19 protein-coding genes and 1 riboswitch are annotated in these 23583 nt (G+C 72.0%); of the genes, 14 read left to right on the top strand and 5 right to left on the bottom strand.

Features of this window, described 5'->3' with window-relative positions:
* Positions 1-722: 722 nt before the first annotated feature.
* Both OHS59_RS18040 and OHS59_RS18035 read left to right on the top strand, forming a co-directional pair.
* Positions 723-1994, top strand: coding sequence for a helix-turn-helix domain-containing protein (locus tag OHS59_RS18040; RefSeq protein ID WP_328494430.1), 1272 nt, complete (start codon positions 723-725; stop codon positions 1992-1994).
* Between the two features lie 619 nt (positions 1995-2613).
* Positions 2614-3603: a malate dehydrogenase gene (locus tag OHS59_RS18035; RefSeq protein WP_328494429.1), complete on the top strand. Its 990-nt coding sequence runs from the start codon at positions 2614-2616 to the stop codon at positions 3601-3603.
* Positions 3604-3689: 86 nt separating this feature from the next.
* Here the strand turns inward: OHS59_RS18035 and OHS59_RS18030 are convergent, their stop codons facing one another.
* Complete coding sequence (locus OHS59_RS18030) at positions 3690-4541, bottom strand: GNAT family N-acetyltransferase (protein ID WP_328494428.1); 852 nt, start codon at positions 4539-4541, stop codon at positions 3690-3692.
* A 237-nt stretch (positions 4542-4778) separates the two neighbouring features.
* On the opposite strand from OHS59_RS18030, the gene OHS59_RS18025 reads away from it, so the two are divergent.
* From OHS59_RS18025 to OHS59_RS18005, 5 genes are all read left to right on the top strand, one after another.
* Entirely contained in the window at positions 4779-6290 is a 1512-nt protein-coding gene (locus OHS59_RS18025; RefSeq protein ID WP_328494427.1) for an aldehyde dehydrogenase family protein, read from the top strand.
* A gap of 109 nt (positions 6291-6399) precedes the next feature.
* Positions 6400-7995, top strand: a complete 1596-nt coding sequence (locus tag OHS59_RS18020) for a GMC family oxidoreductase (RefSeq protein ID WP_328494426.1) — start codon at positions 6400-6402, stop codon at positions 7993-7995.
* The gene (locus tag OHS59_RS18015; protein ID WP_328494425.1) at positions 7995-9131 is read left to right on the top strand and encodes a quaternary amine ABC transporter ATP-binding protein; all 1137 of its coding nucleotides are present in this window, start codon (positions 7995-7997) and stop codon (positions 9129-9131) included. Before OHS59_RS18020 ends, OHS59_RS18015 begins: the two co-directional genes overlap by 1 nt.
* Entirely contained in the window at positions 9131-11098 is a 1968-nt protein-coding gene (locus OHS59_RS18010) for an ABC transporter permease (protein WP_328494424.1), read from the top strand. Before OHS59_RS18015 ends, OHS59_RS18010 begins: the two co-directional genes overlap by 1 nt.
* A gap of 1 nt (position 11099) precedes the next feature.
* Positions 11100-12059 (top strand): ABC transporter substrate-binding protein, encoded by a 960-nt coding sequence (locus tag OHS59_RS18005; RefSeq protein ID WP_328494423.1) that lies wholly within the window; start codon positions 11100-11102, stop codon positions 12057-12059.
* Positions 12060-12233: 174 nt separating this feature from the next.
* Here the strand turns inward: OHS59_RS18005 and OHS59_RS18000 are convergent, their stop codons facing one another.
* Both OHS59_RS18000 and OHS59_RS17995 read right to left on the bottom strand, forming a co-directional pair.
* On the bottom strand, positions 12234-12959 hold the full coding sequence (locus OHS59_RS18000; protein WP_443061459.1) for an isocitrate lyase/PEP mutase family protein: 726 nt from the start codon (positions 12957-12959) through the stop codon (positions 12234-12236).
* Entirely contained in the window at positions 12956-13513 is a 558-nt protein-coding gene (locus OHS59_RS17995) for a carboxymuconolactone decarboxylase family protein (RefSeq protein ID WP_328494422.1), read from the bottom strand. The genes OHS59_RS18000 and OHS59_RS17995 overlap by 4 nt, the downstream gene beginning before the upstream one ends.
* A gap of 47 nt (positions 13514-13560) precedes the next feature.
* Between OHS59_RS17995 and pdxR the strand changes: the two genes are divergently transcribed.
* Positions 13561-14982, top strand: coding sequence for a MocR-like pyridoxine biosynthesis transcription factor PdxR (gene pdxR / locus OHS59_RS17990; RefSeq protein WP_328494421.1), 1422 nt, complete (start codon positions 13561-13563; stop codon positions 14980-14982).
* Here pdxR and OHS59_RS17985 read toward each other — a convergent pair.
* The gene (locus tag OHS59_RS17985; RefSeq protein ID WP_328499254.1) at positions 14979-15884 is read right to left on the bottom strand and encodes a hypothetical protein; all 906 of its coding nucleotides are present in this window, start codon (positions 15882-15884) and stop codon (positions 14979-14981) included. The genes pdxR and OHS59_RS17985 overlap by 4 nt on opposite strands.
* A gap of 130 nt (positions 15885-16014) precedes the next feature.
* Here OHS59_RS17985 and OHS59_RS17980 point away from each other — a divergent pair, with 130 nt between their 5' ends.
* The 6 genes from OHS59_RS17980 (at position 16015) to OHS59_RS17955 (ending at position 22710) form a co-directional block, all read left to right on the top strand.
* Entirely contained in the window at positions 16015-16380 is a 366-nt protein-coding gene (locus OHS59_RS17980; RefSeq protein ID WP_328494420.1) for a hypothetical protein, read from the top strand.
* 35 nt (positions 16381-16415) lie between these two features.
* Positions 16416-17600 carry a glutathionylspermidine synthase family protein gene (locus tag OHS59_RS17975; protein ID WP_328494419.1) on the top strand — a complete coding sequence of 395 codons (1185 nt, stop codon included), beginning with the start codon at positions 16416-16418 and terminating at the stop codon, positions 17598-17600.
* Positions 17601-17747: 147 nt separating this feature from the next.
* Positions 17748-17834: riboswitch (ZMP/ZTP riboswitch) on the top strand.
* 31 nt (positions 17835-17865) lie between these two features.
* Complete coding sequence (locus tag OHS59_RS17970; RefSeq protein WP_328494418.1) at positions 17866-19311, top strand: glycine hydroxymethyltransferase; 1446 nt, start codon at positions 17866-17868, stop codon at positions 19309-19311.
* 339 nt (positions 19312-19650) lie between these two features.
* Entirely contained in the window at positions 19651-20664 is a 1014-nt protein-coding gene (trpS, locus tag OHS59_RS17965) for a tryptophan--tRNA ligase (protein ID WP_328494417.1), read from the top strand.
* A 187-nt stretch (positions 20665-20851) separates the two neighbouring features.
* Complete coding sequence (locus tag OHS59_RS17960; RefSeq protein ID WP_328494416.1) at positions 20852-21430, top strand: 2'-5' RNA ligase family protein; 579 nt, start codon at positions 20852-20854, stop codon at positions 21428-21430.
* An 86-nt stretch (positions 21431-21516) separates the two neighbouring features.
* Positions 21517-22710, top strand: a complete 1194-nt coding sequence (locus tag OHS59_RS17955; protein ID WP_328494415.1) for a hypothetical protein — start codon at positions 21517-21519, stop codon at positions 22708-22710.
* An 83-nt stretch (positions 22711-22793) separates the two neighbouring features.
* On the opposite strand, the gene OHS59_RS17950 is transcribed toward OHS59_RS17955, so the two are convergent.
* A complete protein-coding gene (locus OHS59_RS17950; protein ID WP_328494414.1) occupies positions 22794-23549 on the bottom strand; it encodes a decaprenylphospho-beta-D-erythro-pentofuranosid-2-ulose 2-reductase in 756 nt (251 codons plus the stop codon).
* Positions 23550-23583: the final 34 nt, after the last annotated feature.

The following is a 23583-nucleotide window of genomic DNA, read 5'->3' as shown; positions in this document are numbered from 1 at the left end:
TCGGCGCCATCGGGATCCGCGGGTCCGTCGTGGCCGGGCGCGCGGTTCCCCGCGCCCCGCCGGGGCCCGGGCCCCGGGGTGTGAGCGGCGGCGCCCGTCCACTCCCCCGAGCGCGGAGGGGCGCCGCCTGGATTCAAGGGTCATGGACGTGCCAATGGCTGTTCAATAGCCGTCAGTCCCCTGTGGCAGGGCGGTGACGGTTCCGGCACCATCCGCGTGCGGGGCACGATGCCGATCGGCGTACGCGCCGCCGCTTCCGTCGATAGCCTGGCGGACCGGCGTCGGCCGTCGCTTCGCGGCGACGGTGGTGAACGTCGACGATCCGCTCCGCCCCTGGCGTGCGCGTGATCCCCGTGAAGACGTGAGTGACGCATGAGATCGCGCATGTGTTCCCCGCGTGTCGATGTATTGACAAGTTCGAGGATGTGCGGCGATCACCCCCAAGACCATGGATAACGTGGGCAATCGGGACGCTCCGGGACGTCCTCGTGCACCGGCCGGACCATCGCGTCGGCCGAGAGACAAGTCGGTGGGACACTGGACCGCAGACCAGGGGGCATGCAACGGTGCATGCCCACAGGCCCGAATGCTCCCGTGCGCCCCCATCCCGGGAACTGAGATCCTGGCCGGGCGCATCCCTGTGGGTAGCCGGAACGGGGACTCGGCAGAGGCTTCACACGCGGGAAAAGACCAGCACGTACGGGGGGAAGAGGGGGGTAGCAATGCCTCGTTGGAGGCCCTTGCCGGATGAACTCGATCCGCAGGTAAGGGAGTTCGCCAGTCAGTTGCGCCGACTGGTCGATCGCGGCGGGCTGAGTATCGCCGCCGTGGCCGACCGCACCGGATACAGCAAGACGTCCTGGGAGCGGTATCTGAACGGCCGCCTGCTCGCGCCCAAGGGCGCGATCGTGGCGTTGGCCGAGGTGACCGGGACCAATCCGGTCCATCTGACGACGATGTGGGAGCTGGCCGAGCGGGCCTGGAGCCGTTCGGAGATGCGCCACGACATGACCATGGAGGCGATCCGGATCTCCCAGGCGCGCGCCGCGCTCGGGGAGTTCGGGCCGACTCCGGCCAAGGGGGGAAAGAGCGGGAAACAGGCGCGCGCCGGCGGGAACGCGACGGCCGCGCCCAAGCCGGGCATCGCCGGTCCTGCCGGGGTGGCACCCACGGTGCCTCCGCAGAGTCCGGCGCAGAGCCCTGCCCGGGACGACGAACGCAGGCCGCCGTACGGGGCCGGGGCGGGTGCCGGCAGTGGTGGCACGGGTGCCGGTGCGAGCGCCGGTGCGGATTCGCGGGGTGGCGGTTGGGGAGTCGTCGCCTCGCCGCCGGGATCGTCCGGTGTCTCCGGGCCCAGGGGAGCCGGCGCGTCCGGTGCCTCCGGCTACGGTCCGGCGGGAGGCTTCGGGCCGGCCGGCCCGGCCGGCCCCGCGGGTCCCGACGCTCCGGCCGGGGGTCCGCCGCGGGACGCGCGGTCGCGATCCGGAGGTTCGCCCGACGGGCAGCGGCGCAAGCGGCGGCTCACCATGTTCCTCGCGGGAGTCGTGGGCGCGCTCGTGCTGATAGCCGTGGCCGTGTACGTCACGAGCTCCGGCGGTGACGGCAAGGGCGGGAACGAGGCCAAGCCGACCCCGAGCCCGACGGTGAGCAAGGAGCTGCCGGCCGGTGTCGAGTGCAATGGCGCCGACTGCGCGGGCAAGGACCCGGAGAACATGGGCTGCGGCGGGACGCTGGCGCAGACCGTGGAGAAGGCCGTCGTCGGCACCGCCCAGGTCGAGGTCCGCTACAGCGAGACGTGCGGCGCCGCCTGGGCGCGTATCACCGCGGCCGGAGCCGGGGACACGGTCCGGATAAAGGCGGGGTCGGCCGCCGCGCAGACCGCGCAGGTCGACACGGACACCGACGCCTACACGCCGATGGTCGCGGTGAAGAACGCCACCGCGGCGAAGGCCTGCGCGACGCTCAAGTCGGGCGTGGAAGGCTGCACGAAGTGAAGTGAAGTGAAGTGAAGTGAAGTAACAACGCACGACCCTGACCGGTCCCTTCGGGGGTTCGGTCCGATGGGCGCCCGACTCCACCGAGTCGGGCGCCCGTCGCCGTCGGAGGACGTCGGAGGACGTTTCGCGGTGCCGCCAGTGCGCCCGCGAGCGACACGCCAGAGCGCGGTGCGCCCGCGAGCGGCCGGTCGTCGCACGTCAGCCGCGTGATCGCAGCACGTCAGCATTCGATCGCTGTAGGTAGGAATGCCCGGCGTACTTCGGGGCAGGCGGAGCGTACCCCCACGGGATCCCGGCCTTTCGCCGGGAGGGCGGACAGCCGGCCCTCCCCGCCGACCGGCACCCCGGCCCGGCGGTCGTCGGCCCACTCTCCAGGATCGACGGCCGCCCTCTCCGGCCGCGTCCTCCGGCAGCGCTCCCCGATCGCCCCTGTGGGACGGGCCACATCGGACCCGGCCGTCCGGGATCCCGGATGCGCGATAGCCTGACCGCTGGATCTCTCTTGACGCCGAGAGATCGATCATCGGCAGCGATGATCGATCATCGTGGCGACGGGAGCGGATTCAGTACCCCGGGGCAGGGACGCCCCACCGTCAGCTGCCCTACGGAGAACGCCATGACCCGCACTCCCGTGAACGTCACCGTCACCGGCGCGGCCGGCCAGATCGGTTACGCCCTGCTCTTCCGCATCGCCTCCGGCCAGCTGCTCGGCGCGGACGTGCCGGTCAAGCTGCGTCTTCTGGAGATCACGCCGGCGCTGAAGGCCGCCGAGGGCACCGCCATGGAGCTCGACGACTGCGCCTTCCCGCTCCTTCAGGGCATCGACATCACCGACGACCCGAACGTGGCCTTCGACGGCACGAACGTCGGTCTGCTCGTCGGCGCCCGCCCCCGCAGCAAGGGCATGGAGCGCGGTGACCTCCTGGAGGCCAACGGCGGCATCTTCAAGCCCCAGGGCAAGGCCATCAACGACAACGCCGCGGACGACGTCAAGATCCTCGTCGTCGGCAACCCGGCCAACACCAACGCCCTGATCGCCCAGGCCGCCGCCCCGGACGTACCGGCGGAGCGCTTCACCGCGATGACGCGTCTGGACCACAACCGCGCGCTCACGCAGCTCGCGAAGAAGACCGGCTCGACGGTCGCGGACATCCAGCGCCTCACCATTTGGGGCAACCACTCCGCCACCCAGTACCCCGACATCTTCCACGCCACGATCGCCGGCAAGAACGCCGCCGAGACCGTGAACGACGAGAAGTGGCTGGCCGAGGAGTTCATCCCGACCGTCGCCAAGCGCGGCGCGGCCATCATCGAGGCCCGTGGCGCCTCCTCCGCCGCCTCGGCCGCGAACGCCGCCATCGACCACGTGTACACCTGGGTCAACGGCACGGCGGACGGCAACTGGACCTCCATGGGCATCCCGTCCGACGGTTCGTACGGTGTCGCGGAGGGCCTCATCTCCTCCTTCCCCGTCACCACGAAGGACGGCTCGTACGAGATCGTCCAGGGCCTCGACATCAACGAGTTCTCCCGCGCCCGCATCGACGCCTCGGTGCAGGAGCTGGCGGAGGAGCGCGAGGCGGTTCGCGCCCTCGGCCTCATCTAGGCCCCGCTCGTCCTTCCACCGATCCCCGGGCAGTCGCCCGGGGATCAGTGCGTTCAGCCTCCTGAGCCGGTGGGCCGCCAGACCGGTCAGCGGGGCAGGTGCTTCTCGAACCAGTACCCGGCGTGCGGATTGTCGTCGTACGCCGGGATCTCGGTGTATCCGGCGGTCCGGTACATCGCCGCCGCCTCCTTGAGGACCTTGTGCGTGTCGAGGCGGACGACGTGGTGGCCGCGTCCGGCGGCCCCGCGCTCCAGTTCGGTCAGCAGCCGTCGTCCCAGGCCCAACCCGCGGGCGTCCGGGCGCACCCACAGATGCCGGATCTCGGCCGTGTCCGTGTCGAGCGCGCAGAGCACCCCGCAGCCGACGGCACGCTCCTCCTCGTACGCGACGAGGAAGGCGTCGATCCGCTCCGGCGGTACGAGGTCGGTCGTCCCGTAGCCCTCGGGGAACCGTTCGTCGAGCTCGGCGGCGAAGCCTCCGAGACAGGCGCGTGCGTCGGCCGACGTGGCGTCGACGGTGCCGACCGTGATCGCGGCCAGTCGCAGCAGCCGCTCGGTGACCGCGACGGCCTCGGTCAGCCGCTCCCGCTGTGTGTCGTCCAGCCCGCGCAGCAGCCCCTCGGCCAGGCCGTCCGCCCGGCTGTTCTGCTCCGCCAGCTCGGCCCGCCCGGCCGGTGTGGGCTCCGCCAGGCGCAGCCTGCTGTCCGCCGGATGCACGGTGACCCGCACGAGCCCCTGCTTCTCCAGCGCGCGCACCATCCGGCTCAGATATCCGGCGTCGAGGCCGAGCCGGGTGCGCAGTTCCCTCAAGGACGCGCCGGTCCCGATCTCGTACAGCAGCCGGGCCTCGCCGAGCGGCCGGTCCTGCCCGAGGTAGTGGTCGTCGAGCGCGCCGATCCGGCGCGTGAAGTACCGGTTGAAGCGACGCAGGGTGGTCACGTGCGCCGCGGACACCACAGACGCGGACACTGACGCTGATGCCGACTCCATAACCTTTGACTTTAGTCAAAGACCGGCTGGAGTGTCCACGTTTCGGCGGGCTTGTCAGTGACCCCGCGCACTTCGGCGACGGGGTGCGCATGACATCCGGGCAGAGGGGCAGGTGCACCCGGCCCCCGAGAGTGACATGCGTGTGACACAGGGGCACGGAACAGGAACGGAAGGCAGCACCGAATCATGTCGGGACACCAGGCGCAGCAGACGATTCACGTGGACGGAGAGTGGCGTGCCGCCGCCTCGGGGGCCACGCGGGACATCATCGACCCGGCGGACGCGAAGCCGTTCGCCGAGGTCGCCGAGGGCGGGGTGCCGGACACGGACGCCGCCGTCGAGGCCGCCCGGCGTGCCTTCGACCACGGAGCGTGGCCCCGGACACCCGTCACGGAGCGCGCCGCCCTCCTGCGCCGCGTGGCCGACCTCCTCGTCCGCGACCGCGAATCGCTCGGGCTCCTGGAGAGCCGGGACGCGGGCAAGACGCTGGAGGAGGGGCGGGTCGACATCGACTGCGTCGCCGACGCCTTCCGGTACTTCGCCGACCTCGTCGTCGGAGAGGGCGGCGGCCGTGTCGTCGACGCCGGCTCGGACGACATCCACAGCGTCGTCGTGCACGAACCCCTCGGCGTCTGCGCGATGATCACGCCCTGGAACTACCCGCTGCTGCAGGCCAGCTGGAAGGTCGCCCCCGCCCTCGCGGCAGGGAACACCTTCGTGATCAAGCCCAGCGAGATCACCCCGCTGACCACCGTCGCCCTGATCGGGCTGCTGGTCGAGGCCGGGCTGCCCGCCGGAGTGGCCAACCTCGTCACCGGCCCCGGGCACAGCGTCGGCGCCCGTCTCGCCGAGCACCCGGACGTCGACCTCGTCTCCTTCACCGGCGGCCTCGCCAGCGGTACGAAGGTCGCGCAGGCCGCCGCCGTCACCGTGAAGAAGGTCGCCCTCGAACTCGGCGGCAAGAACCCCAACGTCGTCTTCGCCGACTCCTGCGCCACCGAAGAAGGCTTCGACACCGCCGTCGACCAGGCACTCAACGCCGCGTTCATCCACAGCGGCCAGGTCTGCTCGGCGGGCTCCCGGCTCATCATCGAGGAGTCGGTGCGCGACCGCTTCGTCGCCGAACTGGTGCGGCGGGCCGAGCTGATCCGGCTCGGCCGCGGCACCGAGGAGGGCGTCGAGTGCGGCCCGCTCGTCTCCGCCGAACAGCGTGAGAAGACCGAGGACTACGTGGCCTCCGCGCTCGCGGAGGGCGCGGTGCTGCGGACCGGCGGCGCCCGCCCCGACCCCTCCGACGTGCGCCCCGCCACCGGCTACTTCTACGAGCCGACCGTCCTCGACCAGTGTCACCGCGAGATGCGCGTCGTCCGGGAAGAGGTCTTCGGGCCCGTCCTGACGGTGGAGACCTTCCGCACCGAGGACGAGGCCGTCGCGCTCGCCAACGACACGGAGTACGGGCTCGCGGGAGGCGTCTGGACCGCCGACGCGGGACGCGCCCGGCGGGTGGCCGGCCGGCTGCGCCACGGCACCGTCTGGATCAACGACTTCCACCCCTACCTCCCGCAGGCGGAGTGGGGCGGCTTCGGCAAGAGCGGCGTCGGTCGCGAGCTGGGTCCGGCGGGCCTCGCCGAGTACCGCGAGACGAAGCACGTGTACCAGAACCTCGCGCCGAAGCCGGTCCGGTGGTTCGCGGGCTGACGCCCGCCACCGCCCGGCCGGCGGGTCGCGGCTGACACCCCGCGACCCCGCCCCCGGCCCCCGGTCCCGTCAACTTCCCACCGCACAAGGCACCCTGGAGCGCCTCCGCATGCCCGAAAACGCCCACGAGCACCAGCACAGGCCCGAGAACGAGCCCGAGAACGGGCACGAAAACGGACACGAGAACGAGCACACGTACGACTACGTCGTCATCGGCGGCGGCACCGCGGGATCCGTCATCGCCTCCCGGCTCACCGAGAACCCCGACGTCACCGTCGCCGTCATCGAGGGCGGCCCCAGTGACGTCGGCCGCGACGACGTCCTGACCCTGCGCCGCTGGATGGGCCTCCTCGGCGGGGAACTCGACTACGACTACCCGACGACCGAGCAGCCGCGCGGCAACTCGCACATCCGGCACAGCCGCGCCCGGGTCCTCGGCGGATGCTCCTCGCACAACACCCTCATCGCGTTCAAGCCCCTGCCGTCCGACTGGGACGAGTGGGAGGCCGCGGGCGCCGAGGGCTGGGGCTCGGCCCCCATGGAGGCGTACTTCCCGCGCCTGCGCAACAACATCGTCCCGGTCGACGAGAAGGACCGGAACGCCATCGCCCGCGACTTCGTGGACGCGGCGCAGGCGACGCTCGGCGTGCCGCGTGTGGAGGGGTTCAACAAGAAGCCGTTCACCGACGGCGTCGGCTTCTTCGACCTCGCGTACCACCCGGAGACCAACAAGCGCTCCAGCGCGTCCGTCGCGTATCTGCACCCCGTCATGGACGAGCGGCCCAACCTCCACCTCTACCTGGAGACCTGGGCGCACAAGCTGGAGCTGGACGGGACCCGCGCCCGCGGGGTCCACGTGACGACGAAGGACGGCGACGAACTCCTCGTACGGGCCCGCAGCGAGGTCCTGCTGTGCGCCGGGGCCGTCGACTCGCCCCGGCTGCTGCTGCACTCCGGCATCGGGCCGCGCGAGGACCTCGAAAAGCTCGGCATACCCGTGGCCCACGATCTGCCGGGCGTCGGCGAGAACCTGCTCGACCACCCCGAGTCGGTCATCGTCTGGGAGACGGACGGGCCGATCCCCGAGAACTCCGCGATGGACTCCGACGCGGGCCTGTTCGTGCGGCGGGACCCCGAACGCGCGGGCCCCGACCTGATGTTCCACTTCTACCAGATCCCGTTCACGGACAATCCGGAGCGCCTCGGCTACGAACGCCCCGCGCACGGCGTCTCGATGACCCCCAACATCCCCAAGCCGCACAGCCGCGGCCGGCTCTACCTGACGAGCGCCGACCCGGCCGAGAAGCCCGCCCTCGACTTCCGCTACTTCACGGACGAGGACGACTACGACGGCCGCACCCTCGTCGACGGCATCAGGATCGCCCGCGAGATCGCGAAGGCCGAGCCGCTCGCGCACTGGCTCAAGCGCGAGGTGTGCCCCGGACCCGAGGTCACCGGCGACGAGGAGCTGAGCGAGTACGCGCGCAAGGTCGCCCACACCGTGTACCACCCGGCGGGCACCTGCCGGATGGGCGCGCCCGACGACCGACTCGCCGTCGTGGACCCCGAGTTGCGCGTCCGGGGCCTCGAAGGCCTCCGGATCGCCGACGCGTCCGTCTTTCCGACCATGCCCGCCGTGAACCCGATGATCGGGGTGCTCATGGTCGGCGAGAAGTGCGTGGACCTGCTGGGAGGCGGTGCGTGATGAGTACGACGACCACTGTTCAGGAGACCGCTGCCGAGCGCGGGGGCACCGAGGGTGAGGGTAGGGGCGCCGGGGGCGCCGAACCCGTCTTCTCCGTCGACGGCCTGTGGAAGGTCTTCGGACCCAAGGCCGACCGGGTCCCCGCCGACCCCGAGCTCGCCGCCCTCTCCGCCGCCGAACTCCGGTCCCGTACCGGCTGCACGGCCGCCGTCCGGGACGTCAGCTTCGATGTGCACAAGGGCGAGGTCTTCGTCGTCATGGGCCTGTCCGGCTCGGGCAAGTCCACCCTCGTACGCTGTCTGACCCGGCTCATCGAGCCGACCGCCGGCACGATCGTCATCGACGGCGAGGACGTGCGCGCCATGGACAGGGCGCGGCTGCGCGAACTGCGCCGCCACCGTGCCGCGATGGTCTTCCAGCACTTCGGCCTGCTCCCGCACCGTTCCGTGCTCGACAACGTCGCGTACGGACTCGAGGTCCAGGGCATGTCCAAGCGCGAGCGGCGTGCGAAGGCGCGGGAAGTGGTCGCGAAGGTCGGCCTGGAGGGCATGGAGCAGCGGCGGCCCGGCCAGCTCTCCGGCGGCCAGCAGCAGCGCGTCGGACTCGCGCGGGCGCTGGCGGTGGATCCCGAGGTCCTGCTGTTCGACGAGCCGTTCAGCGCGCTCGACCCGATGATCCGGCGCGACATGCAGGAAGAAGTGATCCGGCTGCACGGTGAGGAGGGCCGCACGATGGTCTTCATCACCCACGACCTGAACGAGGCGCTGCGTCTCGGCGACCGGATCGCCCTCATGCGCGACGGCCGCATCGTCCAGCTGGGCACGCCCGAGGAGATCGTGGGCTCGCCCGCCGACGACTACGTACGCGAGTTCGTCCGGGACGTGCCGCGCGAGCAGGTCATGACGGTGCGCAGAGCCATGCGGGCCGCGTCGGCGCAGGAGGCCGGCGAGGGTCCGGCGCTGTCGCCCGAGACCACGGTCTCGCAGGCCATCGAGGCGGTCGCCCGCTCGGGGCAGACGGCCCGCGTGGTGGACCAGGGGCGCTGTCTCGGAGTCGTGGACTCGGACGCGCTGCTGGAGGTGGTCGCGGGAACGGACGCCCGGTCCTCCGCGACGGTCTCCGAGGGGGCGGCCTGATGGCCACCGCCACCGCCACCGCCTCCGCTCCCCGGACCGTCCTGCCCGGCTTCCTCGGGTTCCTCAGGAACCGGGCCGCCGGCAAGCTCGTCGTTCTCGCCGTCGCGGCGGCCGTCCTCGTGCCGCTGGCCGACGCCCGCTGGGCGAGCGGCAGCTGGCCGCACGCCCTCACCGTCGACCTCACCGAACCCCTCGGCCGGGCCAGCACCTGGATCATCGACAACCGCGACAGCCACCCGCTGTTCCTCTACTTCTTCGGGCACGTCTCGAACGCGGTGGTCCTCGCCGTGCGCGCCGTCTACCTCGTCCTGCTCGCCGCGGGCTGGGCGGGCGTCACGGCCGCGGCGGCACTGGTCGCCTGGCGGGTCGCCGGGGTGCGGCTCGCGCTCGGCACCGCCGCCGCGGTCCTGACCTGCGGCCTGCTCGGCATGTGGGTGCCCACCATGCAGACCCTCGCGCTCATGGCCGTCGCGGTCCTCGCGTCCGTCGCCCTCGGCGCGCTGCTCGGCCTCGCCGCCGGGCTCTCCGACCGCACGTACCGGGCGCTGCGCCCCGTCCTCGACACCATGCAGGTGCTCCCGGCCTTCGCGTACCTCCTGCCGGTCGTCCTCGTCTTCGGCATCGGCGTCCCGGCCGCGGTCCTCGCCACCGTTGTGTACGCGGCCCCGCCCATGGCCCGCCTGACCGCGCTCGGCCTGCGCGGCGCGGACGCCGGGGTGATGGAGGCCGTCGAGTCCCTGGGCACCACCGCACGGCAGCGGCTGTTCACGGCCCGGCTGCCGCTCGCCCGCAAGGAACTCCTGCTCGGCCTCAACCAGAGCATCATGATGGCCCTGTCGATGGCCGTCATCGCGTCCGTCATCGGCGCGGGCGGCCTCGGTGACCGCGTCTACCAGGCACTCGCCTCGGTCGACGTGGGCGCCGCGCTCTCCGCGGGCATCCCGATCGTGCTGCTCGCGGTCGTCCTGGACCGGGTGACGGGAGCGGCGGGGGAGGGGCATGAAAAGGCCGACCCCCGCTGGAGCGGCTGGAGCGGCTGGGTCTACGCGGCCGTGGCCGCCGTGGCCGTCGCGGTCGCCGCGCGCCTGGCCGGAAGGCTCGACTGGCCCGAGAGCTGGATCGTGAACATCGCCGAGCCGGTGAACCGCGCCGTCGACTGGATGACCGACCACCTCTACTCCGGCGTCCCCTACGTGGGCGGCACCGCCGACTGGGCGGCCCACTTCACCACCGGGGTCCTGAACCCGGTGCGCGACGGCCTGCAGTGGCTGCCCTGGTGGGCGGTCCTGCTGACCGTCGCCGCGCTCGCCTGGCTGATCGGCACCTGGCGCACCGCCCTGACCGCCGTCCTCGCCATGGCCGCGATCGGTGTGCTCGGCGTGTGGCAGCCGTCCCTCGACACGCTCTCGCAGGTCCTCGCGGCGGTCGCGGTCACCCTCGTCCTCGGCTTCGGCACCGCCGTCGCGGCGGCCCGGAGCGAGCGCTGCGAACGGCTCCTGCGCCCCGTCCTGGACGTCTTCCAGACCATGCCGCAGTTCGTCTACCTGATCCCCGTCGTGGCGCTCTTCGGCGTCGGCCGGGCCCCCGCGGTCGCCGCCGCGGTCGTCTACGCGCTGCCCGCCGTCGTCCGCATCACCACACAGGGCCTGCGCAACGTGGACCCGGCGGCCATGGAGTCCTCGCGCTCCATGGGCGCGACCGGCTGGCAGCAACTGCGCCAGGTCCAGTTGCCGCTGGCCCGCCCCGCCCTGCTGCTCGCCGTGAACCAGGGTGTCGTCCTCGTCCTCGCCGTCGTCATCATCGGCGGCCTGGTCGGCGGTGGCGCGCTCGGTTACGACGTCGTGTTCGGCCTCGCCCAGGGCGACCTGGCCACGGGTCTGGTGGCCGGCGGGGCGATCGTCTGCCTCGGCCTGATGCTCGACCGGGTCACCCAACCCACGCAGCGCCGTACAAGGACGGGAGCCTGATATGCGTACACGTACGACCGGTGTGCTCGCGGTCGGCTGCTCCTTGCTGGTGCTGACCGGCTGCGGGGCCGCCGACATGACCGAGCAGGCCTCGCCCTTCGCCAACGCGCAGGGCGCCAAGACCGTGACCCTGTCCGTGCAGTCCTGGGTCGGCGCGCAGGCCAACGTGGCCGTCGCGCAGTACCTGCTGGAGCACGAACTCGGCTATCGCGTCGACACCGTCCAGGTCGACGAGGTCCCCGCGTGGGACGCGCTCAGCCAGGGCCGCGTCGACGCGATCCTGGAGGACTGGGGACACCCCGAGCAGCAGCAGCGGTACGTCGAGGACAAGAAGACGATCGTGGACGGCGGCGGCCTCGGGGTCACCGGGCACATCGGCTGGTTCGTACCGACGTACTTCGCGAAGCAGCACCCCGACGTGACGAACTGGAAGAACCTGAACAAGTACGCCGACCGGTTGCGTACCGCGGAGAGCGGCGGCAAGGGGCAGTTGCTCGACGGCTCGCCCTCGTACGTCACGAACGACAAGGCCCTGGTGAAGAACCTGGACCTCGACTACCAGGTGGTGTTCGCCGGTTCGGAGGCGGCCCAGATCACGCAGATGCGGCAGTTCGCCAAGGAGAAGAAGCCGTTTCTGACGTACTGGTACGCGCCGCAGTGGCTCTTCGAGAAGGTGCCCATGACGGAGGTGAAGCTGCCCGCGTACAAGGAGGGCTGCGACGTCGATCCGGAGGCGGTCGCCTGCGCGTATCCGCACACGCCGCTTCGCAAGTACCTCAACTCGGACTTCGCGAAGTCCCGTGGCGGGGCCGCCGCGTTCCTGAAGAAGTTCAAGTGGACGACCGAGGACCAGAACGAGGTGTCCCTCCTCATCGCGGACCGGAAACTGTCTCCGGAGGAGGCGGCGAAGAAGTGGGTACGAAGCCATGAGCGGACGTGGAGGCCCTGGCTCACCAGCTGAGCCCTGTCCGCCTGCGCCGCGGCGGGGGCCCGCGCAGTTCCCCGCGCCCCTGAAAGCCAAAAGACTGCGCCGTTCCCCGCGCCCCTAAAAGATTGCGCCGTTCCCCGCGCCCCCAAAGGCGCGCCCAAGGGGCGCGGGGAACGGCGCAATCAGCCCCCGCCGGCCCGCAGCCGGTCACAGCGTCCCCGCCAGCTCGCGCAGCGCAACCGTGGCAGCCCGCTGCAACCCCGGCCCGTACGTGACCCGAGTCGCCCCGAACCCACCCCACTCCCGGGCGGAGAGCCCCGAAAGCGACGCCGACACGTTGACCGGGCCCGCAACACCGGCCCGCAACAGCGGCAGCGCCTCCGCCGGCGCACCGATCGGATACACACAGTCGGCCCCGGCCGCGACATACAGCGAGGCCCGCTCGACCGCCGCCCCCGGATCGGCGACCCCCCGCAGAAACGTGTCGACGCGCGCGTTGACGAAGAGCCGGTCGCCCGCGACCCCCCGCACCTCGGCCAGCCACTCGGCATGCCGGACGGGGTCCTGGAGGACACCGTCACGGGAGTCCTCCAGGTTGCACCCGACCGCCCCCGTCTCCAGCAGCCGCTCCACCAGCTCCTTCGGAGCGAGCCCGTACCCGTCCTCGACGTCCGCGGACACCGGCACCTCGACGGCCCGGACGATCCGCGCGACCGCCGCGAACATCTCGTCGGCGGGCGTGGCCCCGTCCTCGTACCCGAGCGACGCCGCGACCCCCGCACTCGGCGTGGCGAGGGCGGGGAAGCCGGCGTCCACGAACACACGGGCACTGGCGGCGTCCCACGGACCGGGAAGGACCAGCGGATCACCGGGCGGGCGCCCGTGGTGCAACGCACGAAAAGCCGCGGCCTTCGTATCCGTCACTGCTGTCACTTGTACTGTCCTGCCGTGTAGTGGCCCGGCGTGAGGCGGCAGGTCACGCCGAAGCGGTTCCACGCGTTGATCACCGTGATCGACGCGATCAGCTGGGACAGTCCGGTCTCGTCGAAGTGCCGGGCGGCGGTCTCGAACACCTCGTCCGGGACGAAGCCGTCCGTCAGGACCGTCACCGCCTCGGTCAGCGCCAGCGCCGCCAGTTCCTTCTCCGTGTAGAAGTGCCGCGACTCCTCCCACGCGCTGAGCTGCACGATCCGCTCCACGCTCTCGCCCGCCGCGATCGCGTCCTTCGTGTGCATGTCGAGGCAGAACGCGCAGTGGTTGAGCTGCGAGGTGCGGATCTTCACCAGTTCCAGCAGCACCGGGTCGACGCCCCGCCGGGCAGCCGCGTCCAGCCCGACCATGGCCTTGTAGACCTCGGGGGCGAACTTGGCCCACTGGAGCCGGGGAGCCTCCTCGGGGGCGTACGAGCCGTCCTTCGCGGCGCCCTCCTCGGTGGTCGTGGTCGTGGTCGTGTCGGTGGCCGTGGTGGGGGTCTGCGTCGTCGTCATGATGTCGACCCTACGAGCGAAGCAGCCCAGGGGTATGGTCCATTTCCATGGCTGAATCATGGGCCACTTTCGGAGTGGATCTGCATGTCGACGTGGCGCGTACCGGCTCCGGCCTGCGCAGAGGCCTCACGGACGCGCTGCGGGAGGCGGTACGCTGCGGGCGGCTCGCACCGGGCACCCGGCTGCCGTCGTCACGGTCCCTCGCCACCGACCTCGGCATCGCCCGCAACACGGTCGCCGACGCGTACGCCGACCTCGTCGCCGAGGGCTGGCTCACCGCCCGCCAGGGCTCGGGCACCCGTGTGGCGCAGCGGACGGTACCGGCGGTCCCGGCCTCGGCCGCGCGCCGGCCCCGCTCGTCCCGGGGCCCCGCGTACGACCTCGTCCCCGGCACCCCGGACCTCGCCTCCTTCCCGCGCGCCGAGTGGCTCAAGGCATCCCGCCGCGCCCTCACCGCGGCACCGAACGACGCCCTCGGATACGGGGATCCGCGCGGCCGGGTCGAACTGCGCACCGCCCTCGCGGGCTACCTCGCCCGGGCCCGCGGTGTGCGCGCCGACCCCGAACACCTCCTCATCTGCTCCGGTTTCGTCCACGGGCTGATGCTGCTCGGGGAGGTGCTGCGGCGGCGGGGCGCCCGGACGCTCGCGGTGGAGTCGTACGGGCTCGACGTGCACTGGGGCCTGATCGAACGGGCTGGGCTGGGGTCCGTACCGCTGCCGATCGACGAACTGGGCACCCGGACCGACGACTTGGCGGACCGTGACGCTCACGCGGGCGGCACCCCGGGCGGAGTGCTGCTGACGCCCGCCCACCAGTTCCCGATGGGCGTGCCGCTGCGCCCCGACCGCCGCGCCGCCGTCGTCGACTGGGCGCGACGCACGGGCGGGCTGATCCTGGAGGACGACTACGACGGGGAGTTCCGTTACGACCGGCAGCCCGTGGGCGCGCTCCAGGGCCTCGACCCGGACCGCGTGGTGTACTTCGGCACCGCCAGCAAGTCCCTCGCCCCCGGCCTGCGCCTCGGCTGGCTGGTCCTGCCGCCGGACCTGGCACCCGAGGTCATGGCGGCGAAGGGCGGCGCGGACTGGTCGTGCGGGGTCCTGGACCAGCTGACACTGGCCGAGTTCATCACCTCGGGCGCGTACGACCGTCATGTGCGCGCCTCCCGTCTCCGGTACCGGCGCCGCCGCGACCAGCTCGTCGAGGCCCTGGCGGCCCGCGCCCCGTCGGTCACGGCCACCGGTATCGCGGCCGGTTTCCACGCGGTGCTGCGGCTCCCGCCCGGCACAGAGCAGTCCGTGGTCCGCGCGGCTGCCTGGCACGGCCTGGCCGTCCACGGCCTCACCAGCTACCGCCACCCGGCCGCCGCGCCCCCTCCGGTGGACGCCCTGGTCGTCGGCTACGGAACCCCCTCGGACAGCGGCTGGCCAGGAGCGCTGGAGGCACTGTGCGGGGCACTTCCTTAGCCCGGTGGGGCCGTGGGGCGGTGGTCGGGCCCCGGCTTCGGCCCCGGCTTCGCGGCGTCCGCCGGAGCCTCCCCGAAGCGCGCCAGCGCCAGCGCGCCCGCCACCGCCACGGCGAAGCCGAGCACGGCCGCCCAGGCCAGGCCCTCGCGGGTGCGGTCGCCCAGCCAGACCACGCCCACCAGGGCCGGCCCGACGGTCTCGCCGACGACCAGCCCCGCCGTGGCCGTCGTCACCGAACCGCGCTGGAGCGCCGAGGTGAGCAGGAGGAACGCGGCGCCTCCGCCCAGCAGCAGCGCGTACGCCGCCGGGTTGGTGAACAGCGTCGAGGGACTGAGGTCGTCGATGAGCCGGACCGACACCTCCACCACGCCGAACCCGAACCCGGCGCCCAGCCCGAGGGCGAGCGCCCGCCCCCGCCCGGGCAGCCGCCCGGCCGGCGCCCCGACGAGCAGTACGGCGAAGGCGGTGCCCAGCATCGCGTACCCGAGCGCCGTCGGACCGGTCTCGTCGCCTTCCGCGCCGGACGTGAACCCGAGCATGGCGAGCCCCGCGCACACCACCGCGACCGCGCCCCGTTCGATCCTGCTCAGCCGCGCGTCGAGGAGCCAGGCCGCCACCACCGCCGTCACCGCGAGACTCGCGGCGAGCGCAGCCCCCACCGTGTAGATCGGCAGCGACCGCAGGGCCACGATCTGCAGGACGAACCCGGCCCCGTCGAGCGCGAGCCCGGCGAGATACCGCCACTCGCGCACGGCCCGCAGAAACAGGGCCGCGTCCACACCGGAGGGACCCGAGGATTCGGCGCCCGAGGACTCCGCGCCCGGCCCGGCCGCCCGCGCGGCGATCGCCTGCAACACCGTCGCGGTCCCGAAGCACACCGACGCACCAAGGGCGCACAGCATTCCAAAGAGCACAAAGCGACTGTAGGGGAAGGAGAGTTCGGGGAGCCGCTTGTACAACCGGGCCACGCGATCTTTACGCTGACCATGTCAGACATACGGGCCCGCGGAACGGGCCGGACGGGGGAGAGACATGGCGGAGCAGCGCAGAAGACTACGGTCCAGCACGGTCGTACTGGGTGGAATGGGCATCCTCGCGACCGCCCTCACCTCGTGCGGGTCCGACCCCGACCGCCGCTGTGTGGACCGCGACAGCTACGACTACTCGGGCAGCTACAAGATCGTCGCCGACAGGCACTGCGCGTCGGGCTCCGGTTCCTCGTCGTCGGGCAAGAAGCGCGGGACGGGCGGCACCGGCGGGAGTAACGCCTACGACGCCGACTGGTACTACGACGCCGACGTCACCGCCGGCCGCGCCGAGGACGGCACCTTCAGCCGCAGCGAGGCCGTCGACCGGGACGGCTTCGGCTGCTCGGACTCGGGCAGCGGCGGCGGCTGACCGGAACGTACCCACGGATCTACGGACGCGCGACTGTGGAACGCCGCACCATCGAACCCCGCCCCGGCTGGCAGCAGACCGTCGAGGACCAGGGCCTCATCTACCCCCTCACCCGCTACCCGGACGACTCCCTGCGCCCGTACTGGGACGAGTCCGCCCACTACGTCTTCTCCCTGCCCGAGGTCGAGGCGCTGGAGGAGGTCGTCGAGGAACTCCACACGATGTGCCTGGCCGCGGCCGAGCACATCGTCGCCGAGGACCGCCTCGCCGACCTCGGGATCACCGACCCGCGGGTGGCGGAGACGGTCACCGAGGCCTGGCGCCGCCGCGCCGAACTCCCGTCCCTGTACGGCCGTTTCGACCTCCGCTACGACGGGACGGGCCCGGCGAAGCTCCTGGAGTACAACGCCGACACCCCCACCTCGCTCGTCGAGGCCGCGAGCCCCCAGTGGTTCTGGATGGAGGAACGCTTCCCCGGCGCCGACCAGTGGAACTCCCTCCACGAACGGCTCGTCGAAGCCTGGCGGAAGCAGGCCGCTCTCCTCCCGCCGGGCAGCCCCCTCTACTTCGCGCACTCCGCCGCCGACGAACTCGGCGAGGACCTCATGACGGTCGGGTATCTGAAGGAGACGGCGGAGCAGGCCGGCCTCGACACCGCCTGGATCGCGATGGAGGAGATCGGCTGGGACCGCCTCTCCGGGCGCTTCGTCGACAAGCAACTCCGCTTCATACGCAGCTGCTTCAAGCTCTATCCCTGGGAGTGGCTCACCACCGACCGCTTCGCCCCGCACGTCCTCGCCACCCTCGACAACGGCGGCGGTACCGGTACGACGATGTGGATCGAGCCCGCCTGGAAGATGCTGCTCAGCAACAAGGCCCTCCTCGCGATCCTCTGGGAGCTGTACCCGGACCACCCGAACCTCCTCCCGGCCTACCTCGACGGCCCACGCGAACTGGCCACCACCGGCGGGTACGTGGCCAAGCCCCTTCTCGGCCGCGAGGGCGCCGGCGTCACGGTCCACGAGCCGGGTGCCGGTCCCGTCGTCCGTGAAGAGGCCTGCTGCTACCAGGAGCTGGCGCCCCTGCCGTCCTTCGACGGCAACCGGGTCGTCCTCGGCGCCTGGGTCGTCGGACACGAGTCGGCGGGCCTCGGCATCCGCGAGTCGTCCGGCCTGATCACCGACGAGTACGCGCGCTTCCTGCCGCACGTCATCCTCTGACCCGCGACCTCCGACCCACGATCCTCCGACCCACGAGTTCTGGCCCACGAGTTCTGGCCCACGGCAGGGCCCGGTCACGACCGGGCTCTGCCGTCGCTCGCATGGTGGACGGCGGAGCCCCTCCTCCGGGCGCTCCCGGTACGCTGATCCACGGGCCGTGACTGGCGCGCTGGGATGGGATCGACCATCGGGGAGCGGCCCGGGAACTGTGTGCCGTGCGCCTGGGCCGAACCGTGAACGCCGAACGCCACGTCCGGAGGCCGTCATGCCAGAGCCCCTTTCCACCGAATCCACCGCCTTTCGCAGCGCCCTCGAAGTGATCCGTGCCGTCGAACCACGGATCGCCGACGCCATCGGGCAGGAGGTCGCCGACCAGCGCGAGATGCTCAAGCTGATCGCCTCCGAGAACTACGCCTCCCCGGCCACCCTCCTCGCGATGGGCAACTGGTTCAGCGACAAGTACGCGGAAGGCACCATCGGCCGCCGCTTCTACGCCGGCTGCCGCAACGTGGACACCGTCGAGGCCCTCGCCGCCGAGCACGCCCGCGAGCTCTTCGGCGCCGAGCACGCCTACGCCCAGCCGCACTCCGGCATCGACGCCAACCTCGTCGCCTTCTGGGCCGTCCTCGCCCAGCGCGTCGAGGCCCCCGCCCTGGAGAAGGCCGGCGTCCGCAACGTCAACGACCTCTCCGAGGCCGACTGGGCCGAGCTGCGCCAGGCCTTCGGCAACCAGCGCATGCTCGGCATGTCCCTGGACGCCGGCGGCCACCTCACCCACGGCTTCCGCCCGAACATCTCCGGCAAGATGTTCGACCAGCGCTCCTACGGCACCGACCCCACGACCGGCCTCATCGACTACGAGGCCCTGCGTGTCTCGGCCCGCGAGTTCAAGCCGATGATCATCGTCGCCGGCTACTCCGCGTACCCCCGTCTCGTGAACTTCCGGATCATGCGGGAGATCGCCGACGAGGTCGGCGCCACGCTCATGGTCGACATGGCCCACTTCGCCGGCCTCGTCGCCGGCAAGGTCCTCACCGGGGACTTCGACCCGGTGCCGCACGCCCAGATCGTCACCACGACCACCCACAAGTCGCTGCGCGGCCCGCGCGGCGGCATGGTCCTGTGCGACTCGTCGCTCGCCGACCAGGTCGACCGCGGCTGCCCGATGGTCCTCGGCGGCCCCCTTCCGCACGTCATGGCCGCCAAGGCGGTCGCACTCGCCGAGGCACGCCGCCCCGAGTTCCGCGACTACGCCCAGGCCGTCGTCGACAACGCCCGCGCCCTCGCCGAGGGCCTGATGCGGCGCGGCGCCACGCTGGTCACCGGCGGCACGGACAACCACCTCAACCTCATCGACGTCGCCTCCTCCTACGGCCTCACCGGCCGCCAGGCCGAGTCGGCCCTGCTCGACTCGGGCATCGTCACCAACCGCAACGCGATCCCCGCCGACCCCAACGGCGCCTGGTACACCTCGGGCATCCGGATCGGCACGCCCGCGCTGACCACCCGGGGTCTCGGTGCCACCGAGATGGACGAGATCGCGGGCCTGATCGACCGCGTCCTCACCACCACGGAACCGGGCACCACCAAGAAGGGCGCCCCCTCCAAGGCGCAGCACGTCCTCGACCCGAAGATCGCGGACGAGATCTCCCACCGCGCGACCGACCTCCTGACCGGCTTCCCGCTGTACCCGGAGATCGACCTCGGCTGAGATCCCGCCCGTCCCGGCCCCGGGCGTTCCGGCCCCGGCCGTCTCGCAACTCGCTCAGCTCCTGTCGTGACTCCCGCGGCGGCCCCGGCCCATGCCGGGCCGCCGCGCGGCGTATCCGCAGGGTGCCGACTGTGTTCCTCGTCTCATCGGCGACGACGGAGGGCGGCCGTTGGCCCGAACCGAGCGCGGTGTTCGTACGGGCCCGCTCCGGCCGCGGCCGTACGGGCACGCCCCGGTCGCGGCGGCACGATCTCTTGTTACACCGCCGGAGACGGATCGGTTCCCACCTGTTTCCGACCAGTTCCGGAGTGGGCCCCGGCACCTGAGAGAATGGTGAGCATGGCCTCTGATCGTCCCCGTGTGCTTTCTGGAATCCAGCCCACCGCAGGCTCGTTCCACCTCGGCAACTACCTCGGCGCCGTCCGCCAGTGGGTGGCCCTGCAGGAGTCCCACGACGCCTTCTACATGGTCGTGGACCTGCATGCGATCACCCTTCCGCAGGACCCCGCGGACCTGCGCGCGAACACCCGGCTCGCCGCCGCCCAGCTGCTGGCCGCCGGGCTCGATCCCGAGCGCTGCACACTCTTCGTCCAGAGCCATGTCCCCGAGCACGCCCAGCTCGCGTGGGTCATGAACTGCCTCACCGGCTTCGGCGAGGCCGCCCGCATGACCCAGTTCAAGGACAAGTCCGCCAAGCAGGGCGCCGACCGCGCCTCGGTCGGTCTCTTCACGTACCCGATCCTGCAGGTCGCGGACATCCTGCTGTACCAGGCCAACGAGGTTCCCGTCGGCGAGGACCAGCGCCAGCACATCGAGCTGACCCGTGACCTCGCCGAGCGGTTCAACGGCCGTTTCGGTCAGACGTTCACGGTGCCGAAGCCGTACATCCTCAAGGAGACGGCGAAGATCTTCGATCTTCAGGACCCGTCGATCAAGATGAGCAAGTCGGCGTCGACGCCGAAGGGCCTCATCAACCTCCTCGACGAGCCGAAGGCCACCGCGAAGAAGGTCAGGAGCGCGGTCACCGACACGGACACGGTGATCAGGTTCGACCCCGTGGAGAAGCCGGGCGTCAGCAACCTGCTGGGCATCTACTCCACCCTCACGGGCACCGGTATCGCCGAACTTGAGCAGAAGTACGTCGGTAAGGGCTACGGTGCGCTGAAGACGGACCTGGCGGAGGTCATGGTCGACTTCGTGACGCCCTTCCGGGAGCGCACCCAGCAGTATCTGGACGACCCGGAGACGCTCGACTCGATCCTGGCCAAGGGCGCGGAGAAGGCCCGCGCGGTCGCCGCGGAGACGCTTTCCCAGACGTACGACAAGGTGGGTTTCCTGCCCGCCAAGCACTGATCGCCGGACACCGGCCGCCGTTGCGGGAGCCCGTACGGCGGTCGGGACGAGATCAGGACAACACCGGCACGGCATCCGCTACGGGCCCGCACCGTCGTACAGTCGATAGCCGAACCGGCAGCAGCCCCTGCCCCACCAGAACGCCAAGACGGCAGAACAGAACACAGACACAACGACAGGAGACGACGTGGGGACCGTAACGATCGGTGTGTCGATCGCGGTCCCGGAGCCACACGGCAGCCTGCTCCAGGAGCGGCGCGCGGGCTTCGGTGACCCCGCGGCGTCCGGCATTCCCACCCACGTCACACTGCTGCCGCCGACCGGCGTCGAGCGGTCGGACCTGCCCGCGATCGAGGCGCATCTCGTCGAGGTCGCGGCCGCCGGCCGCCCCTTCTCGATGCGGCTGCACGGGACGGGAACCTTCCGTCCGCTGTCCCCGGTCGTGTTCGTGCAGGTGGTCGAGGGCGCCGAGGCCTGCACCTGGCTGCAGAAGCAGGTCCGGGACGCCTCCGGGCCCGTGGCGCGCGAGCTGCAGTTCCCGTACCACCCCCATGTGACGGTGGCGCACGGCATCGACGACGAGGCGATGGACCGCGCCTTCGAGGAACTCGCGGAGTACGAGGCGCACTGGCCGTGCACCGGCTTCGCGCTCTACGAGCAGGGGCCCGACGGCGTGTGGCGCAGGCTGCGCGACTACGTCTTCGGGGGCGCGGTCGTACCGCCCCAGGCGGCCCACGTGGCACGAGGCCCGCTCCCGGCCTGCTGACCGCACCGGTCACGGCGACACACGGGACCGACCGGGCGGTCGCGAAGACACGCCGGACCAGCGGCTGGGGGATCATGCGCAGGATCATGACGGGGCTTGCCGTTCTCGGCCTCGCGCTGACCGGATGCGGTATCGACGACGGCGGCGACGGCGGGGCGAAGCCGTCCTCGGCACCGGCCGCCGGGACGTCCGGGTTCAGCTGGGCGTACGACGAGATCCTCGACGAGGGCAGCCTGTCGGACGTGATGGCGAACGGCGCCGACGACGTCTGGGCGGTCGGCACGGTCACGGACAGGGCCGACCCGTCCTCCACCGAGCAGCCGGACAGTGACGGATTCCTGCTCCACCGCGACGGCACGCGGTGGCAGCGGCAGCCGATGCCCGAGGTGCTCGGCGACAGCATCCACCAGGCGCGCCTCGACGGCCTGGGCTCCGGCGGGTTCCTGCTGACGGCCTCGGTGAAGGACACGACCTCGTCGCGGACCGCCCACTGGGACGGCGCGAGGTGGAGCGTTCTTCCGGCGGTTCCGGGCGGTGGCCGGATCACCGAGGTGAAAGCCTTCGCCGCCGACGACCTCTGGGTCCTGGCCACCGGGTCCCGGTTCCAGCACTGGGACGGCACGCGGTGGACCGCCGTGACGCTGCCCGGCACCGTGACCGCCACGTCCCTCGACGGCGTCGCCCCCGACGACCTGTGGGCGGCCGGACACCGCAGCACCGGTGACGGCACCGACGGCCACGAGATGCAGCAGCCGGCCGCCGTGCACTGGGACGGCAGGGCCTGGCGGCAGGCCGACATGCCCGAATACCGCTTCCCGGACCCGGTGCCCGCCGAGCCGAGCGCCTCAATCGCCCGGATCCTCGCCTTCGCCGCCGACGACGTCCGTGCGTACGGTGCGCACAGCTTCAACGGCGGCGAGGGGTTGGAGGAAGACCCGGAGGAAGGGGTGGTACGGCTGCGCTGGGACGGCTCCCGGTGGAGCAAGGTGGCCGACGCGAAGGGCGACTGCGCCGGCCGCGTCCCCGTGGCCCGGGACGGCACCGGCGGGCTCCTCCTGGACGACAGCCGGTACGTCACCGGCGACGGGGCCTGTACGAAGATCGGGCGGCCCCGGCTGCCCGACGGGGGTGGGGTCCGGGCGGACTCCCGGCAGTCGTTGTCGCTGACCGCCGTGGTGGCCGTGCCGGGGACCGACCAGGTTCTGGGCGTGGGCCACGTCCAGGTCGGCGGGAGCGGTGATCCGACGAGCAGGACCGTCATCCTGTCGCTCGACAGGTAGGACGCCCGCGGGCGTGACGTGGTCGTCCGCGCGCTTCCCCGCGCCCCTCAAGGGCACAGCCCCGCCCCCTGGGGCCCGCACGACTACAGCGGCAGGCGGCGGAACACCCCCCGCGGGACGTGTCGCAGGGCCGACATGACCACCCGTAGCGCGCCCGGCACCCACACCGTCTCGGAGCGGCGGCGCAGGCCCGTCTCGATGGCCGTGGCGACCGCCTCGGGGGTCGTCGCGAGCGGCGCCTCCTCCAGGCCCTCCGTCATCTTGGAGCGGACGAAGCCGGGGCGTACGACCATCACGTGGACGCCCGTGCCGTACAGCGCGTCCCCCAGGCCCTGGGCGAACGCGTCGAGGCCCGCCTTGCTGGACCCGTAGATGAAGTTGGCGCGGCGGGCCCGCTCGCCCGCCACCGAGGAGAGCACCACCAGGGAGCCGTGGCCCTGTGTCTGGAGCGCCCGCGCGCACACCAGCCCCGAAGAGACGGCGCCCGTGTAGTTGGTCTGCGCGACCCGTACCGCGGAGCCGGGCTCGTTCTCGTCGTGCGACTGGTCGCCGAGGACGCCGAACGCGAGCAGGACCATGTCGATGTCGCCCTCGGCGAAGACCTTGCCGAGTGCGGCCTCGTGGGCGTCGGGGTCGAGCGCGTCGAAGTCGACGGTACGGACGTCCGCGCCGAGTTCGCGCAGTCCGGCGGCGGCCGACTCCAGGCCGGGCGAGGGGCGGCCGGCGAGCCACACCGTGCGCGTGCGGCGGGTGATCAGCCGCCGTGCGGTGGCGAGCCCGATCTCGGACGTGCCGCCGAGGACGAGCAGGGACTGGGGGATGCCGAAGGCGTCCTTCATGGAACCGAACTCCTATGGGGAGAGGGCCGACAGG

This window comes from Streptomyces sp. NBC_00414 (genome assembly GCF_036038375.1).
In the GTDB taxonomy this organism is placed as follows: domain Bacteria; phylum Actinomycetota; class Actinomycetes; order Streptomycetales; family Streptomycetaceae; genus Streptomyces.
This window is presented reverse-complemented; position numbering and strand designations above follow the sequence as displayed.